The 17274-nt window shown below is 73.4% G+C and carries 9 protein-coding genes; 7 read left to right on the top strand and 2 right to left on the bottom strand.

Translation table 11 applies throughout. From position 1 onward, the window contains the following. Positions 1 to 164: 164 nt before the first annotated feature. A complete protein-coding gene (locus tag ACY8FT_RS00005; protein ID WP_462416913.1) occupies positions 165 to 1436 on the bottom strand; it encodes an NRAMP family divalent metal transporter in 1272 nt (423 codons plus the stop codon). 178 nt (positions 1437 to 1614) lie between these two features. On the opposite strand from ACY8FT_RS00005, the gene ACY8FT_RS00010 reads away from it, so the two are divergent. From ACY8FT_RS00010 to meaB, 4 genes are all read left to right on the top strand, one after another. Continuing rightward, on the top strand, positions 1615 to 2331 hold the full coding sequence (locus tag ACY8FT_RS00010) for a GntR family transcriptional regulator (protein ID WP_462416914.1): 717 nt from the start codon (positions 1615 to 1617) through the stop codon (positions 2329 to 2331). A gap of 192 nt (positions 2332 to 2523) precedes the next feature. After that, entirely contained in the window at positions 2524 to 4623 is a 2100-nt protein-coding gene (locus ACY8FT_RS00015; protein ID WP_462416915.1) for a methylmalonyl-CoA mutase family protein, read from the top strand. Continuing rightward, complete coding sequence (gene scpA, locus ACY8FT_RS00020) at positions 4620 to 6818, top strand: methylmalonyl-CoA mutase (protein WP_462416916.1); 2199 nt, start codon at positions 4620 to 4622, stop codon at positions 6816 to 6818. The genes ACY8FT_RS00015 and scpA overlap by 4 nt, the downstream gene beginning before the upstream one ends. A 2-nt stretch (positions 6819 to 6820) precedes the next feature. Next, positions 6821 to 7822 carry a methylmalonyl Co-A mutase-associated GTPase MeaB gene (meaB, locus tag ACY8FT_RS00025; RefSeq protein ID WP_462416917.1) on the top strand — a complete coding sequence of 334 codons (1002 nt, stop codon included), beginning with the start codon at positions 6821 to 6823 and terminating at the stop codon, positions 7820 to 7822. A gap of 9 nt (positions 7823 to 7831) precedes the next feature. Here meaB and ACY8FT_RS00030 read toward each other — a convergent pair whose 3' ends face one another. Next, positions 7832 to 8560, bottom strand: coding sequence for a siderophore-interacting protein (locus ACY8FT_RS00030; RefSeq protein ID WP_462416918.1), 729 nt, complete (start codon positions 8558 to 8560; stop codon positions 7832 to 7834). A 169-nt stretch (positions 8561 to 8729) separates the two neighbouring features. Between ACY8FT_RS00030 and ACY8FT_RS00035 the strand changes: the two genes are divergently transcribed. Genes ACY8FT_RS00035 through ACY8FT_RS00045 form a run of 3 tightly spaced genes read left to right on the top strand, consistent with a single transcriptional unit; the run spans position 8730 to position 17205 of the window. Next, positions 8730 to 10289 (top strand): pyridoxal phosphate-dependent decarboxylase family protein, encoded by a 1560-nt coding sequence (locus tag ACY8FT_RS00035; RefSeq protein WP_462416919.1) that lies wholly within the window; start codon positions 8730 to 8732, stop codon positions 10287 to 10289. Continuing rightward, entirely contained in the window at positions 10286 to 14311 is a 4026-nt protein-coding gene (locus tag ACY8FT_RS00040) for a GNAT family N-acetyltransferase (protein ID WP_462416920.1), read from the top strand. Before ACY8FT_RS00035 ends, ACY8FT_RS00040 begins: the two co-directional genes overlap by 4 nt. Further along, entirely contained in the window at positions 14308 to 17205 is a 2898-nt protein-coding gene (locus ACY8FT_RS00045; protein WP_462416921.1) for a GNAT family N-acetyltransferase, read from the top strand. Before ACY8FT_RS00040 ends, ACY8FT_RS00045 begins: the two co-directional genes overlap by 4 nt. Positions 17206 to 17274: the final 69 nt, after the last annotated feature.

Here is a 17274-nt window from a genome sequence, read left to right on the forward strand (position 1 = left end):
CGGCGCCGCGCCCGCGGGGCGGCCCGGGCGCGGCGCGGGGGCGGGCGGGGGGGGGGGCGGGCGCCGGCGGCGGCCGCGGGGGGGGGGGGGGGGGGGGCGGGGGGGGGGGGGGGGGGGGCGCGCCCCCGCGCCGCGCACCCCGCCGGTGTGGGACGGGCAGCAGGTCAGCCGAGGAGTCCGACCAGTTCGGGCCACTTGCTGCGGACGGTCTCGACGGCCAGCCAGACGGTGGCCAGCCAGGCGACGGAGCCGATGACCAGCAGCCACATGGGGTACCTGTACCCGTGCAGCAGATCGCGGCGGAACCACGCCACCCACAGCATCACGCCGATGCCCAGCGGGATGAGCACGCCGTTGAGGGTGCCGGCGAGGACCAGCAGGGTGGCCGGCGCGGCGCCGAGGACCAGGAAGAGGGCGCTGCAGACCACGATGAAGGCGATGGTGAGCCCGTTGCGCACCTTCGTGGACGTGCCCTTGGAACTGGTCAGGAAGGACACGGTGGTGTAGGAGCACCCGACCACCGAGCTGATGGCCGCGGCCCAGAAGACCAGGCCGAAGAGGCGCTGGCCGATGTCACCGGCAGCGACGGAGAAGGCCTCGCCGGCGATGGAGGTGGAGCCGGTCAGGTCGTGGCCGGCGGCCACCACGCCGAGGATGGCGAGGAAGAGCATGCCGCGCAGCAGGCCGGTGACCAGGATGCCGAGCAGCGAGCTGCGGCTGATGTCGCGCACGGCCTCGGGGCCGGTGTTGCCGGAGTCGACGAGGCGGTGCGCACCGGCGTAGATGATGTAGCCGCCGACGGTGCCGCCCACCAGGGTCGTGATGACCGAGGCGTCGATGGTGTTGGGGGCCACGGTGTTCTTCAGCGCGTCGCCCACCGGGGGCTCGGACACGACCATCACGTAGGCGGTGAGGGCGATCATCAGGACCCCCAGGGCCACCACGACGCGGTCCATGGCGGCACCGGCCCAGGCGCTGAGGAAGATCGCGACGGCCAGCAGCGAGGAGATGGCGGCGCCCACCTGCGGGCTCACGCCGAGCAGGATGTTCAGGCCGGCGCCGGACCCGCCGACGTTGCCGACGTTGAACGCGAGGCCACCGACCGCGATGAGGGCGCTGAGCACCCAGCCGAGTCCCGGGAGCACCTCGTTGGCGAGCTCCTGCGCGCGGCGGCCGCTGATGCCGATGACGCGCCAGACGTTCAGCTGCAGGGCGATGTCGATGAGGATCGAGACGAGCACGGCGAAGGCGAAGGCCGCGCCGAGCTGGACCGTGAACTGTCCGGTCTGGGTGATGAACCCGGGCCCGATGGCACTGGTGGCCATGAGGAACATGGCGCCGAGCAGGGCGGTGCGCGTGGCGCGGCGGGAGGGGGTGCCGTGTGTCTCCGGCCCGCCCGCCGCGGCGCCCTCGACCTGGCGGTCGTGTGTCGTCATGACGCGCAGGGTAAGCATTGTTGAACAATCTCTCGAACGGGCTCGGGTCGATCGTGACCCAACCGTGATGCTCCGGGACCCGCTGCCACAGCCCCTCAGAGGGCCCCTCGGCCAACCGGGTTCCCCTCTCGCCCAACCCGGATCCGCCCTCCGGGAGCGCCCCTGCACAATGGCCCTGATGAGCACGCGGACCCTGCCCACGGAGTTGCCCGGCGGAGCGCGTGGCGAGCGACCTCTCCCCGCCGGTCGCCGGTGCGCCCGCGCGATCCGGGAGCTGATCACGGTGGGTGAGCTGGGCCCCGGGGAACAGCTGCGGGAGAGCGTCCTGGCGCAGCGGCTGGAGGTCTCGCGCAACACCCTCCGAGAGGGCTTCCGCGAGCTGGCCAGCCAGGGTCTGGTGGAGCACCAGCCGAACCGGGGTGTGTTCGTCACGGCTCCCGGGCGCGATGCGGTGCAGAGCCTGTACACGGCGCGCCGCGTCCTGGAGTGCGGTGTGCTGGAGGACCTCGCCCGCCGGGAGTCGGCGGTGGACGTGTCTGCCGCAGACGGGATGCTCCGGCTGACCGCGGAGGCGAGGGGCAGAGCGGACGCCGGTGAGTGGGCCCGCGTCGGTGACCTGAACATGGCCTTCCACGCCCACATCGTGTCCCTGGCCGGCAGTCCCTTCCTCGACGCGACGGCCGAGCCGCTGCTGGCCCACGCCCGCCTGGCGTTCAGGTCTCTGGACGTGCCGGCGGGGCTGCACGCCGCGTTCGTCGGGCAGAACCAGACCCTGGCGGGGCGCCTCCGGGGCGGGCAGTGGGCGCGCGCGGCCGAGGAACTGCGTGGGTACCTGGTGCGGGCGGAGGCGCAGCTGCTCGACGGCCTCGGCCGAGGTGGCCCCGACGCGACGTGACGGCCGCGTCCGGGAGGTGCACCCGGCGTCCCACCCGGGGTGACGGCCCCTGACCGCGCCGGCGCGACCCCGTTCCGATCGGTGCGGGGCCGCGCGTTCGTGCGCCCTGCCCTGGTGGCCGGCGGCTCCCTCGTGCGGACTATCCTTGACGTCCTGTAGCCCACGTCACAACGCGCCGAGGGAGCCGACCAGATGAGTGACCCCACCGACACCACCGCCCCCGCCCCGGGGGAGGCAGAAGGTGCGCAGACTCCTCCGTCGGACGTCGGCGAGGCGCACATCGACCTCATGGAGGGCTTCGCGCCCGCCTCGGTCGAGTCCTGGGAGGCCAGCGCCGCGGCGGTCGTGAACAAGCCGCGCCCCGAGGACCGCAGGCTCGAGGCCGACGCCGCCCTCGACACGCTGCGCACCAAGACGCTGGACGACTACCGCATCGAGCCGCTGTACACCGGTGCCAGCGCGCCGTCGGTGCCGGTCGAGGCCCCCGGCACCTTCCCGTTCACCCGCGGTGGTGCCGTGCGGCCGGCGGAGTTGCCGTGGGACGTGCGCCAGGCCTTCGACGACCCGGATGCCGCCCGCACCGCCGAGCAGGTGGCCGCCGACCTCGAGCACGGCGTGAGCTCGGTGCACCTGGTGGTCGGCGCGGCCGGCGTGGCCGTCGACGACCTCGCGGCCGCGCTCGAGCCGGTGCTCACCGACCTCGCCCCCATCTCCCTGAGCGCCCCGCGCTCCCGCCGCGAGTCCCTGGCCGCTGCGGAGGCGCTCGCCGACCTCCTGGCGAACGTGCCGGTGCTGACCCAGGCCCCCGAGGCCGCGGCGCAGGGCTCGTTCGGCCTCGACCCCGTCGGCCACGCGGCCGCCGAGGGGCACGAGGGCCCGGTGGCGCTGGACGAGACCACGCTGAAGGTCGTGCGCACCGCGCTGGAGATGGCCGACGGGCGTGACCTGGCCCCGATGCGCGCGATCACCGTCGACACCCTGCCCTGGCACGAGGCCGGCGCCTCCAACGTGCAGGAGCTCGCCGCCGCGGTGGCCACCGGCATCGCGACCGTGCGCCTGCTGGTCGAGGCCGGCATCGCCGCGCGGGACGCCTTCCGCCTGGTGGAGTTCCGGGTCTCGGCCACCCAGCAGCAGTTCCAGACCATCGCGCGCCTGCGGGCCATGCGCCGCCTCTGGGCGCACGTCGCCGAGCAGGTGGCCACCGCCGAGGGTGCCGACTGGCACCTCGAGCCCGCGGTCGCCGCCGCGCACCAGCACGCCGTGACCGGCCGTCGCATGATCACCCGCGACGACCCGAGCGTGAACATCCTGCGCGGCACCATCGCGTGCTTCGCCGCCGCCGCGGGTGGCGCCGAGGCGATCACGGTGCTGCCCTACGACGACGCGGCCGGCCTGTCGGACGCGCACAGCCGCCGCGTCGCCCGCAACACGCAGACGCTGCTGGCCGCCGAGTCGCACGTGGGTGCGGTGACCGACCCGGCCGGTGGCGCCTGGTTCGTGGAGTCGCTCACCGACCACTACGTCGACCTCGCGTGGAAGTACGTGCAGGGCCTCGAGTCCGGCGGCGGCCTCGCCGCGCCGGAGATGCGTGCGCTGCTGGTCAAGAACGTGGTGGCCGTGGACCAGATGCGCCTGGACCGCCTGGCCACGCGCGAGCAGGGCGTCACCGGCGTCTCGATGTTCCCGATGGCCGACGAGACGCCGTTGGAGCGCACCCCGCGCGCCGACCTGCAGGCCCCCACCGGGGTCGATGCGGAGACCTCCCGCGAGGGGTCCGCCGAGCTCGCGCTGCCCCGCAGCTGGGACTCGCTGCCCTTCGAGCTGCTGCGCGACCGCAGCGCCGCCGCGGCCCTGGAGGCCGAGCGCCCCCGCGTCGCGCTGGTCTGCGTCGGGACGCGCAAGGACTTCGGCCCGCGTGAGACCTTCGCGTCCAACACCCTGCTGGTGGCCGGCATCGAGCCGGTGCTGGTGGAGGTGGCCGACGCCTCCGAGGTCTCCGACGCGCTGCACCGGGCCTTCGACGAGGCCGCCGCGGAGGCGCCCGAGGGCACCGGCACCGCGGCCGGGCGCGTGCCGCCGGCCGCCGTCGTGGCCGCCGCCCCGGCCACCAACGCCGAGCACGGGGAGGCCGTCGTGGCCGCCCTGCGCGAGGCCGGTCTGCGCCACGTCGCCGTCGCCGGGAAACCCACCGAGCTGGGGGAGCCGGCCCTGGTGGACTCGGCCGTCGCAGCCGGTGACGACGTGATCGCCTTCCTCACCCAGCTCCTCGACGCGATGGGAGTCTCCCGATGAGCGCCCCGACCACCCCGTTCCCGTCCTTCCACGAGGTGCCGGCGCCGGAGCGGCGCACGGCCGGTGACGTCGAGCCCACCGACGTCGAGCGCGAGCCGTGGACCACGCCGGAGGGCATCGACGTGCCGCCGGTCTACGACGCCGACGACCTGGCCGGGCTGGACTTCCTGGACACCGTGCCCGGTGCCCCGCCGTACCTGCGCGGCCCGTACCCCACGATGTACGTGAACCAGCCGTGGACGGTCCGCCAGTACGCCGGGTTCTCCACCGCGCAGGAGTCCAACGCGTTCTACCGCCGCAACCTCGCTGCCGGTCAGAAGGGCCTCTCGGTCGCGTTCGACCTGGCCACCCACCGCGGCTACGACTCCGACCACCCGCGCGTGGCCGGTGACGTCGGCATGGCCGGTGTGGCGATCGACTCGATCCTGGACATGCGCCAGCTGTTCGACGGCATCCCGCTGGACCGCATGAGCGTCTCCATGACCATGAACGGCGCGGTGCTGCCGATCCTGGCGCTCTACGTCATCGCGGCCGAGGAGCAGGGGGTGAGCCAGGACCAGCTCTCGGGGACCATCCAGAACGACATCCTCAAGGAGTTCATGGTCCGCAACACCTACATCTACCCGCCCGAGCCGTCGATGCGGATCATCAGCGACATCTTCGCCCACACGAGCGAGAACATGCCGCGGTTCAACTCGATCTCGATCAGCGGGTACCACATCCAGGAGGCCGGGGCCACGCAGGACCTCGAGCTCGCCTACACCCTGGCCGACGGCGTGGAGTACCTGCGCGCCGGCATCGAGGCCGGGCTGGACGTGGACAAGTTCGCCCCGCGCCTGAGCTTCTTCTGGGCCATCGGCATGAACTTCTCCATGGAGGTGGCCAAGCTCCGCGCCGCGCGCCTGCTCTGGGCCCGCCTGGTCAAGCAGTTCGAGCCGAAGAACGCCAAGTCGATGTCGCTGCGCACCCACAGCCAGACCTCCGGCTGGTCGCTCACCGCGCAGGACGTCTACAACAACGTGGTGCGCACCTGCATCGAGGCGATGGCCGCCACGCAGGGCCACACGCAGAGCCTGCACACGAACGCGCTGGACGAGGCGATCGCGCTGCCGACGGACTTCTCGGCCCGCATCGCCCGCAACACCCAGCTGCTGCTGCAGCAGGAGTCCGGCACCACGCAGACCGTCGACCCGTGGGGCGGCAGCGCGTACATCGAGAAGCTCACCCACGACCTCGCGCAGCGCGCCTGGGCGCACATCCAGGAGGTCGAGCAGGCCGGTGGCATGGCCAAGGCCATCGAGGCCGGGCTGCCCAAGCTCCGCATCGAGGAGGCCGCGGCCCGCACCCAGGCCCGCCTGGACTCCGGCCGGCAGGCCCTCATCGGCGTGAACACCTACCCGGTCGACGAGGACGAGCCGATCGAGATCCTCAAGGTCGACAACGCCCGCGTGCGCCGCGAGCAGCTGGAGAAGCTCGAGAAGCTGCGCGCCGAGCGGGACGAGGAGGTCTGCCGGGCCGCGCTGGCCGCGCTCACCGAGGGCGCCCGCGGCGACGGCAACCTGCTCGCCCTGTGCATCGACGCCGCCCGGGCCCACGCCACCGTCGGCGAGATGTCCGACGCGATGGAGGAGGTCTTCGGCCGCTACACCGCGCAGATCCGTACGATCTCCGGTGTGTACAGCCAGGAGGCCGGCGAGGACGCCGCGATCGACGCCGCCCGCGAGGCCGTGGACGCCTTCGCCGAGGACGAGGGGCGCCGTCCCCGCATCCTCGTGGCGAAGATGGGCCAGGACGGTCACGACCGCGGGCAGAAGGTCGTCGCGACCGCGTACGCCGACCTCGGGTTCGACGTCGACGTGGGCCCGCTCTTCCAGACCCCCGAGGAGGTCGCCCGCCAGGCCGTCGAGGCCGACGTGCACGTGGTGGGTGTCTCCTCGCTCGCAGCCGGTCACCTCACGCTGGTGCCCGCGCTTCGGCAGGAGCTCGACTCCCGAGACGGTCAGGACATCGCGATCGTCGTCGGCGGCGTGATCCCCGAGCAGGACTTCGAGGAGCTGCGGGCCGCCGGTGCGGACGCGATCTACCCGCCCGGGACGGTCATCGCCAAGGCGGCGCTGGACCTCGTGGACACCCTGCGCCGCAAGGCCGGGCTCGAGCCGCGGGCCGGCAGTACCACCGACTCCACCGAAGCCTGACCGTGGCGGCGCCCGACCCCGCCGCCCTCGTCGAGGGCGTCCTGGCCGGCAACCGTCGCGCGGTGGCCCGGGCCATCACGCTGGTCGAGTCCATGCGGCCCGACCGGCGCGAGCCCGCCCGCCAGATGCTCCGCGCCATCGCGCCCCACACGGGGACCGCGGTGCGGGTGGGCATCTCCGGCATCCCCGGGGCCGGCAAGTCGACCACCATCGACGCGCTGGGGCGGCGGCTCATCGAGGCCGGCCACCGGGTCGGCGTGGTGGCCGTGGACCCCTCCAGCGCGCGGACCGGCGGCTCGATCCTGGGCGACCGCACCCGCATGGGCGAGCTCGCGGCGCGCGAGGAGGCCTTCGTCCGCCCGAGCCCGACCGGTGACCATCTTGGCGGTGTCGCCCGGGCCACCCGGGAGTCGATGCTGGTGCTCGAGGCCGCCGGCTACGACGTGATCATCGTGGAGACCGTCGGGGTCGGGCAGTCCGAGGTGGCCGTGGCAGGCATGGTCGACACCTTCCTGCTGCTCGGTCTGGCTCGTGGCGGGGACCAGCTGCAGGGCATCAAGCGCGGGATCCTCGAGATGGCCGACGTGGTGGCCATCAACAAGGCCGACGGCGACCACGCGCCCGAGGCCAGGGTGGCCGCCCGCGACCTGCGCCAGGCGCTGCACCTGATGCGCCCCGAGGACACCCCGGTGGTGCTCACCTGCTCGGCCGTGACCGGCGACGGGCTCGGCGAGGTCTGGCAGGCCGTGCTGGACCACCGCAGCGGGCTCGTGGAGGAGGGCCGCCTGGAGGCCCGCCGTGCCGCCCAGCAGCGGGAGTGGATGTGGTCGATGGTCGATGCCGAGCTCCGTGCTGCGGCACGGACGACGCCGTCGGTGGTGGCACAGCGCCGCTCCTGGGAGGACGCGGTCACCACCGGCGAGCTGGACGCCACCGAGGCCGCCGAGCGGGTCATCGCAGCGCTGCACGCCGACTGGGCTCAGCAGCCACCGGTCTCGTCCTGACTCGTCGCCTCAGGCCACGCGCCAGTAGGCCAGCGCCGTCACCCGGTCCTTCGGGACACCGAGCTCCTTGCGCAGGTGCTTGCCGAGTCGGCGGCAGGTGACGGCCTCGGGGGCCAGCCAGAACCAGTCGGCCTCGGCACGGTGGCCCTGCTCGACGCGGCGGGCCACGGCCTCCTCGACGGCGGCCGGGAGCGCCGTCCCGTCGCCGCGCTCCACCCGGTGCACGTCGACGTCCACTCGCGGGGTCACGTGGATGCGCTGCTCGGAGGTGTCCTGCAGCTCGAGCCAGACGGTGGCGGGGGTGGTCGGCATCGCCTCCAGCACGGTGCGGATGGCGGGGATGCTCGCGGCATCGCCCACCAGGTGCAGGTGGTCCACCTCGCCGTCGGGCTGTGTGAAGCCGGTGCCCTGGACGGTGGCGTCGAAGCGGTCGCCGGGCCGGGCGGCCTCCAGCGCACGTGCCGCGATCCCGTCGTGCACGTGCACCTCGAGATCGAACGAGCCGTCGGGCTGCGGGTCCACGACCGTGTAGGCGCGCTGGTGGGGCTTGCCGCGCTCGTCGGTGAACCACAGGCGCAGCCACATGGTCGGGTGCCACTCGACGGCCTCGAGCAGCTCGGGGCAATGCATCCGCAGCCGCAGGAAGGTGGGGGTGATGTGTGCGGAGTCCAGCACCTCCACGGTGAAGTCCTTGGCGCCGTAGACCTTCAGGACGGCGCCCTGCCAGCCCTTCTGCATGGTGCTCCCTTCGGCGGTTCCGGCCCCCGGTCCGACGCGGCGACCCGGGTGGGGGCGACACGGTCGGGTGAGCCCCTGTTGAGGCAAGCCTAACCTCTATGGCAAGGTGCCACCCCGACGCCGCCCCTTCGACGGCGCCCCGACTGTCCGACGACCGGGAAGGCCCTCGATGTTCCTCACCTCAACGGCAGGCAGGCAGTACGCCGAGACCGTCCAGCAGGCGGCAGGTCTGGTGGAGCGCCATCTGGCGCGCACGGACCGCCCGGCCACCGGGGGGCGGTCGGCGCCCGTGGACGAGGTGATCTCCCGGGTGGAGGCCGTCGACCTGGACGTCCCCGCGGCCGGTGGGCTGCCGGACGTGCTGGCCGAGGTGGACGAGCTCTTCCTGCGCGACAGCATCGCCTTCGCCGATCCGCGCTACGTGGCGCACCTGAACTGCCCGGTGACCCTGAGCTCCGTGGCCGCCGACGTGGTGACCAGCGCGCTGAACCCCTCCATGGACACCTGGGACCAGAGCGTGGGGGCCACGGCGATGGAGTGCCGCCTGGTGGAGTGGACGGCCGAGCGGCTCGGCTTCGTGGCCGGGGACGGGATCTTCACCCCGGGTGGGACCCTCAGCAACCTGCAGGCGATGGTGCTGGCCCGCGGCGAGGCGCTGGAGCGCGGTCACGCGCCGGAGGACCTGCGCATCCTCACCAGCGCGAACAGCCACTTCAGCATCGTGAAGGCCGCGCGGCTGCTCGGGCTCGCTGCCGAGTCCGTGGTGCCCCTGCCGCTGGCCGACCACCGCGTCGACTCGACGGCCCTGCAGGAGGCGATCGCGGAGGTGCGAGGCGCCGGTCACGAGGTGATGGCCGTCGTCGCGACCGCCGGCACCACCGACCTGGGCGTCATCGACCCGCTGGAGGAGATCGGGCGCGTCTGCCGCGACCAGGACGTGTGGCTGCACGTCGACGCGGCCTACGGGGGCGGGTTGCTCGCGAGCCGTCGCCGGCGCGAGCTGCTCGACGGCATCGAGCGGGCCGACTCGGTGACCGTGGACTTCCACAAGACCTTCTTCGTGACCGTCGCCGCCAGTGCGGTGGTGGTGCGGGACCCCGCGACGCTGCGGCACGTGACGCACCACGCGGACTACCTGAACCCGGCGACCGCGCGGGTGCCGAACCAGGTGGACAAGTCGCTGCAGACGACGCGTCGCTTCGACGCGCTCAAGCTGTGGATGGCGCTGCGCACCGACGGCGCCGATGCCCTGGGCGAGGCGTTCGACGAGGCGATCGACAACGCCCACGCCGTGGCCCGGCTGCTGGATGCCGACGAGGACTTCGAGATCGCTGCGGTGCCGGAGCTCTCGACGGTGGTGTTCCGGTACGCCCCGGCCCACCTGGACGCGGCGCAGGTGGACGCGGTGAACCCGCGCATCCGGGAGGAGCTGTTCGCCGACGGGGGCACGATCGTGGCGGGGACGACCTTCGCCCGGCGTCCGTGGCTGAAGTTCACCGTGCTCAACCCGGACAGCACACCGGAGGTGCTCGCCTCGGTGGTGGAGACCCTCCGCGAGACCGGACAGATGCTGGAGGTGCTCGTGGGTGCCGGGCGTGAGGACGCCGGGCGGGACGATGCCACGCGGGACGACGCCGGATGGGGCGACACCGGGCAGGGTCGTGCCGGGGAGTCGGCCGGGCTCGTGTCGACCGCCCAGGAGCTCGCTGCCCAGGGGGTGTCCCGATGACGCGCGTGCACGACGCCCTGGTGATCGGGGCCGGTCCGTTCGGGCTGGGCCTGGCCGCACTGGCCGACGGCGTGGACGACCTGGACCTGACCGTCCTCGATGCCGCCGACGGGTTCCGTTGGCACGGCGGCATGCTCATCGAGGGCGCCACGCTGCAGGTGCCGTTCATGGCCGACCTGGTGACCATGGCCGACCCCACCAGCCGGTGGAGCTTCCTGAACTACCTCAAGATGACCGGACGGCTCTACCCCTTCTACATCCGCGAGGACTTCTACCCGCTGCGGGCCGAGTACGACGCCTACTGCCGGTGGGCCGCGGACAACCTGGGAACCGTCGAGTTCGGCCGTCGCGTCGAGCAGGTCGAGTTCGACGAGGACGCCGACACCTTCGTCGTGACCTCGGTGGCCTCGGGCTCCTCGACGGGGGAGGGCTCCGGCTCGACCATCGGGACCACTCGGGCCGCGGGCCACCGGACCGACCGGGCCCGCCACCTGGTCCTGGCCACGGGCACGCAGCCCGTGTTCCCCGAGGCCGTCGAGCCCCTGCTGGAGCACCCGGCCCACACGCACTCCGCGGAGTACATGGACCGGCGTGATCAGCTGGCGGACGCCGAGCACATCACCGTCATCGGGTCCGGCCAGTCCGCGGCCGAGGTCTTCCGCGACCAGCTGGAGCGCCTGGACCTGTCCCGGCAGCACCTGAGCTGGATCACGCGCTCGCCGCGGTTCTTCCCGATGGAGTACACCAAGCTCACCCTGGAGATGACCTCCCCGGAGTACACGCGCTACTTCCACGGTCTGCCCCAGGCCGAGCGCGACCGACTGGGCCGCCAGAACCTGCCGCTGTACAAGGGCATCTCCGGGGACCTGGTCAACGAGATCCACGAGGCCCTGTACCGCCGCCGGCTGGAGCACGGGGGCGACCTGCCGGTCACCCTGCGGGCGGCGTGCGCCCTGGAGTCCTCCGAGCTGGCGGACGACGGCACCGCCACGCTGCACTGGCGCCACACCGAGACCGACGCCGCGTTCACGACGACGGCCGACGCGACCATCCTGGCCACCGGGTACCGCGCCCGGATGCCGGAGTTCCTGGAGCCGGTGCGGGACCGCATCAACTGTCTGCCGGACGGTCGTTTCGACGTCGCGCTGGACTTCACCGTCGACGACGCCCGCCGCATCCGGGTCATGAACGCCGAGGAGCACACCCACGGCCTCTCCGCCCCGGACCTGGGGATGGGGCCGTGGCGGGCGGCGCAGATCGTCAACGACCTCACCGGACGCGACGTGTACGCGGTGGAGCAGCGGATCGCCTTCCAGCAGTTCGGTGCTCCGCAGGCAAGCCCGCCCGTGGATGCCGCCACGGGCACGAGCCCGGCCGCGGGCACCCCCCCAGGCGCAGAGCGCCCCGCGCCCGCAGGGTGGCTCGCCCGAGACCGACGGCTCCCGCGCATGAGCGGCCTCCGCATCGAGGGGCCGGTGTTCACCTGGACCGAACTGACCGGCGACCTCGTCACCACCCACGCGCCGCTGCTGCAGCAGTGGCTCGCCCACCCGCGATCCCGCTTCTGGGGCGCTGCCGACCACACCGTCGAGCGGGTGGCCACCGACTACGCGGCGCTCGACGCCGCGGACCACCAGTGGGCCTGGCTGGGCACGGTGGACGGCGAGCCGATGGCGCTCGCCGAGACCTACGACCCGTGCCGCCACCCGCTGGCCGGTGAGGCCGCATCCGTGGGGCTGGACCTCGCCGACGGGGACTGGGGCATGCACCTGCTCGTCGCCCCGCCGTCCACCGATGCGTCCGGGGAGCCCCTGCACCGGGTGGGACTCACCGCGGCGGCCATGACCGGTGTGGTGCGCGATCTGTGCCTGGGCCACCACGGGGCACGTCGGGTGGTGGTGGAGCCGGATGCGGCGAACGACCGCATCCGTGCCCTGAACCGCCGTGTCGGGTTCCGTGAGCTGGGCGAGGTCACGTTCACCGACGAGGGCCACCCCAAGACCGCGATGCTCTCGCTGCTGCGCCGTGAGGAGTTCGTGCCGGCCTCGCCGGCCCCCAGTGCATCCGCGTGCCCGGCGCCGACCCCGCTCGTGCCCGCACACCTGACCACCGGCCCCATGCGTTGGGCCCACCGTCACGTGGCGGCGAAGGTGCTCGCCGAGTTCGCCCACGAGCGCATCCTCGAGCCGACCGACCTGGGGGACGGCTGGTGGTCCGTGACCGCCGACGACGGCTCGGCCACCTACCGCTACCGGGCCACTCGCCACGCGCTGGAGCACTGGGTGGTGGACCCCGACAGCATCGAGGTGATCCCCGGTGCGGACGACACCGAGGCGGCGGGTTCCCGTGGGGGAGACACCGCCGAGGGCAGCGCCGCGGAGGGCACCCCCGAGCTGGTCGACGCCCAGCGCCTCATCAGCCGGGTCCGGCAGCGCGCCGGCATCCCCGATGCGCTGCTGGGCACCTATCTCGAGGAGGTCGCGGCCACCCTGGCCGGAGCGGCATGGAAGCGCGTGCACCGAGCGGTCCCCGCCGCGGACCTGGTGGGTGCCGACTTCCAGGCCCTCGAGGCCGCGATGACCGAGGGGCACCCGGCGTTCGTGGCGAACAACGGCCGCATCGGGTGGTCGCTGGCCGACCACGAGAGGTACGCCCCGGAGGCGGGTCAGCGGGTCGAGGTGCTGTGGCTCGCGGTCCGTCGCGACGCCGCGCACCTCGCGCTGGGGGCGGGACTCGACGAGGACGCGTTCTGGGAGCGTGAGTTCGACCCCGCCACCCGGGAGCGGTTCGCCGCCACGCTGCGGGAGGCCGGGCACGATCCGGCCGACTACCTTCCCCTGCCCGTGCACCCCTGGCAGTGGGAGCACAAGGTGCTGGTGACCTTCGCGCCCGAGGTGGCGCGCGGCGCCATCGTGCCGCTGGGCCCGGCCGAGGGGTACCAGGCGCAGCAGTCGATCCGGACCTTCTTCAACACAGACTCCCCGGACCGCTGCTACGTCAAGACGGCCCTCTCGGTGCAGAACATGGGCTTCCTGCGGGGCCTGTCGCCGGCGTACATGCGGGTCACGCCGGCCATCAACGACTGGGTGCACGGTGTGGTCTCGAGTGACCCGGTGCTCTCGGGTGACCCGGTGCCGTCCGGGGACGCCGCTGAGTGCGGTGCGCTCACGGGGGCCCGTACCGGGGACGCGCCGCGCGGTCCGGCAGAGCGCGCGCCGGGCGGCTGCGGCCTGACCGTTCTGCGGGAGCTCGCCGCCGTCGGTTACACCGGCGACGCGTACCACGAGGCAGCCATCGAGGGGCCTGCCCCGGCGCAGCGCAAGATGCTCGCGGCCCTCTGGCGCGAGTCCCCGGTCCCGAGCCTGCGGGAGGGGGAGACCCTCGGCACGCTCGCGGCCGTGCTGCACACCGACCACGCGGGCGACCACCTGGCCAGCGCGATGGTCGCTGCCTCCGGGCTGGACCCGGCCGAGTGGGTGCGACGGTTGCTGCACGCCTACCTGCGGCCGGTGGTGCACTGCCTGACCGTGCACCGGCTGGCGTTCATGCCGCACACCGAGAACGTGATCATGGTGTGGCGCGACGGTGCCCCGGTGCGCGCGGTGTTCAAGGACATCGGGGAGGAGGTCGCGGTCTTCACCGGTCAGCGGTCCGGGGGTGACCCGGCAGCGGTGCCCGAGGAGGCTCGCCGCATCGTGGTGGACGTCCCCCCGGAGGAGGCGGCGCTCGCGGTCTTCACGGACGTCTTCGACGGTGTGCTGCGCTACCTGGCCGCCAAGCTGGAGGCCGACGGCCTGCTCGACGGAGCCGCGTTCTGGGACCTGGTGCGCTCCTGCATCGAGGAGCACCGGGAGCAGTTCCCCGATGATCACTGGGTCGACCTCCTGGCACCTGAGTTCGCCCACTCCTGCCTCAACCGGCTGCAACTGCGCAACACCGTGCAGATGGTGGACCTGACCGACCAGAGCTCGTCGCTGATGTACTCCGGCACGCTGAGCAACCCCGCGGGGAGGACCGCATGACCGCCGCTCCGGACCGTTCGCAGTCGCAGCCCCAGCCGAACTCCGAGTCCCAGCCGCACTCCGACTCGAACTCCGAGCCCCAGCCGCCGCGGGGTGAGCTGCGTCGCGATGCGGCGGGCATCCCGTGGGTGCTGGCGGACTCGGAGCCGGACCTCCTCCATGCCCAGGGCTGGGTCACGGCCCGGGACCGAGCGTGGCAGCTGGTCAGTGACCGGTGGCGGGCCCACGGCCGGTGGCACCACGCGCTCACCTGCCTGCGCGAGGTCGGGACGGAGGTGGCCGACCAGGTGGTGGACGGTGCGGCCGAGTGGGACAGCTTCGCCGAGCGCATCGGTGTGCGAGCCACCGCCGAGCGGTCTTGGGCTGCGTTGTCGCCCGACACCCGCGAGTGGGTCGAGCACTTCGCGTCCGGGGTGCGGGACGGTCTGGCGAGCCTGGAGCCGTCGGACGTGCCGGAGATGTCCGCGCTCGCTGGGGTCCGGAACGGAGCCTCGGAACTCGACTGGTGCTCCTGGGACGCGACTGACTGCTTGGCGGTCTTCTGGCTGCAGCAGGTGCTCTTCGGTGACTGGCCCCACCAGCTGTGGCGCCAGCATGTGACCGAGCAGCTGGGGGAGGAGTGGGTCGCGCGGTTGGCGGCAGATCCCTCGGCCCAGTCCGCAGGCTCCAACGCGGTTGGGGTTGCTGCGGTGCGTTCGGCGAGCGGTGCCCCGATGCTGGCAAGCGACCCGCACCGACTGCTCGAGGCGCCGGGGGTCTACCAGCAGGTGCGCCTGACGCTGCGGGTCGCCGATGCAGATCCCGCTGAGGGTGCCGCCGGCCACCCCACCGCCCCCCAGGGCTACTACGTCGCCGGCCTCGCCTTCCCCGGGGTCCCCGGCGTCCAGCACCTGGGCCACACCGGCTCGGTCGCGTGGTGCATCACCAACGCGATGGCCCGCACCCAGCAGCTCGTCGCGTGGCAGCCCGCCGACGACACCGAGCCGGCTGACGACACCGATTCGGCCGGCGACGCCAGGTTCACGGGTGGTGCCGAGTCCGCTGCCGATGTCGAGCCCGCTGGCGGGCAGGACGGTACGACCCCGACACCGCTCTGGGGGACGCCCGGCGCACCGGGAGCGCGAGCGGTCCGGCAGGCCGCCGACCTCGCGCCCGGTCTGGGCTTCGAGGCACTCCCGCTGCTGCTCCGGGCCCGAACGGCCACGGATGCGACGGATGCCTGGGACCACTGGGTGGAGCCGGCCAACTGCGTCCTGGTGGCCGACCGGACCACGGTCCTCGAGGGAGTGGCGGGGCGACCCCTGGACGTCGTGGACCAGGGGTCCTCCTCCTGGTCCGCCCACCAGCCCTGGCGGGAGGTCGACTCCCTGGCGGTGCACGCGAACCACCGGCGTGACCAGACCCGGTCCTGGGGCGAGGCGTTCGCGCCCTCTCACCGGGCTGATCGCCTGACGAACCTGCTGGCCCACGGCTCCGGCCCCGGCAGGACCCTCACGGTCGACGACCTCCGCGCTGCCCAGCTGGACACCCGCTCCGACGGTCTGCTCGCGCTCCTGCAGGCGACGGGCATCACGGTGGCCCGCGGCGCCACAGGCCGTACTGACCCCTCGGGAACCGACGGCCTCACCGGCCCTGCGGACACCACGGGCCCTGCCGGTCCCGACGGCACGTTCACGTCCACCGCCGATGCGTTGAGCGCCGACCACCCTGTGGCGCGGGCCCTGGCCGAGTTCAACGGCCGCATGGAGCCGGAGTCCGACCTCGCGCTGCTCGCGTGGCGCTGGCGGACGGCCCTCGCCCGACGCGTGGCAGACCTGCCCCTGCTGGCGCCGCTCTACCGGGACTCCAGCGTCACCGCGGCGGCACGAGCCGAGTTCCCGACCCTCCTGGAGCCCTGGCTCGACGTGACGGCCCGCATCGGCCTGGGCCTGGAGTCGCTGGCGACTGCTCTGCCCGACGAGGTGGGGGCGTGTGCACGAGCTGCCCTGGACGACGTCGAGCTGCCCACCTGCGCTGCTCCGGGGAACCGGTGGGGCGCCGAGCACCAGGCGGCCGGTCTGCACGCCCTCGGCTGGCCTGTTCCGATGGGGCCCGTGGGCGGTGACGTCGACTGCGTGGCGGCGACCTCCAGCATCCCCGGCCGCACGGCGGTGACCGTTCGCGGCCCAGTGTGCCGAGCGGTGCTGGACCTCGCCGACCCGGCCAGCAGTCGCTGGGCCGTGCCGCTCGGGACCGACGGCCGGCTGACAGCGTCGACCGGTCGCAGCCAGACCGAGGCCTGGCGCACCGCTGAGCTGCTCCCCGTGTTCGGAGGTGAGCGGCTCGCTCTCCTGGGCGAGGCGGCTCCTCCCTCCGAGGTCCCGGTGCCGCAGCCTCCCGAGCTCGTGTTCACGCCCGTCGTCCCGGCCACGGACGGACCGACGATCCACACCTGGGCCACGCAGAACCGCGGCCGCTTCTGGGGGATGGGCGACTACACGGTGGAGGATGTCATCGAGGTGTATACGTGGCTGGACGAGAGCCCCCACCACGGTGCCTGGATGGTGACCCACGCCGGCCAGCCAGTGGCCCTCTGGCAGACCTACGACCCCGCCCACGACCCGGTCGGGGAGTCCTACGAGGTGCTGCCCGGGGACCTGGGGATGCATCTGATGATCGGCCCGCACCGTCACGGGATCCCCGACCTGCCCATGCACGTGGGGCTGCAGGCCCTGGCCCGGGTCTTCGAGGACCCGACGGTTCGCCGCCTGGTCGCCGAGCCCGACGTGCGCAACGCACCGGCGATCGCCCGCCTCGTGGAGGGCGGCTTCGTGCTCGGTGACGTCGTCGACCTCGGGCACAAGGTCGCGCAGTTCGCGTTCCTCGACCGCGACCGGCTGGGCCTGCACGGCTGAACGTCGCCACCGTGGCGTGACGGGCAGGCTGTTGCTGGGGCAGGTGGGCATGCTCCTGTCCCGGGGGTG

Source organism: Kytococcus sp. Marseille-QA3725 (assembly GCF_054950055.1).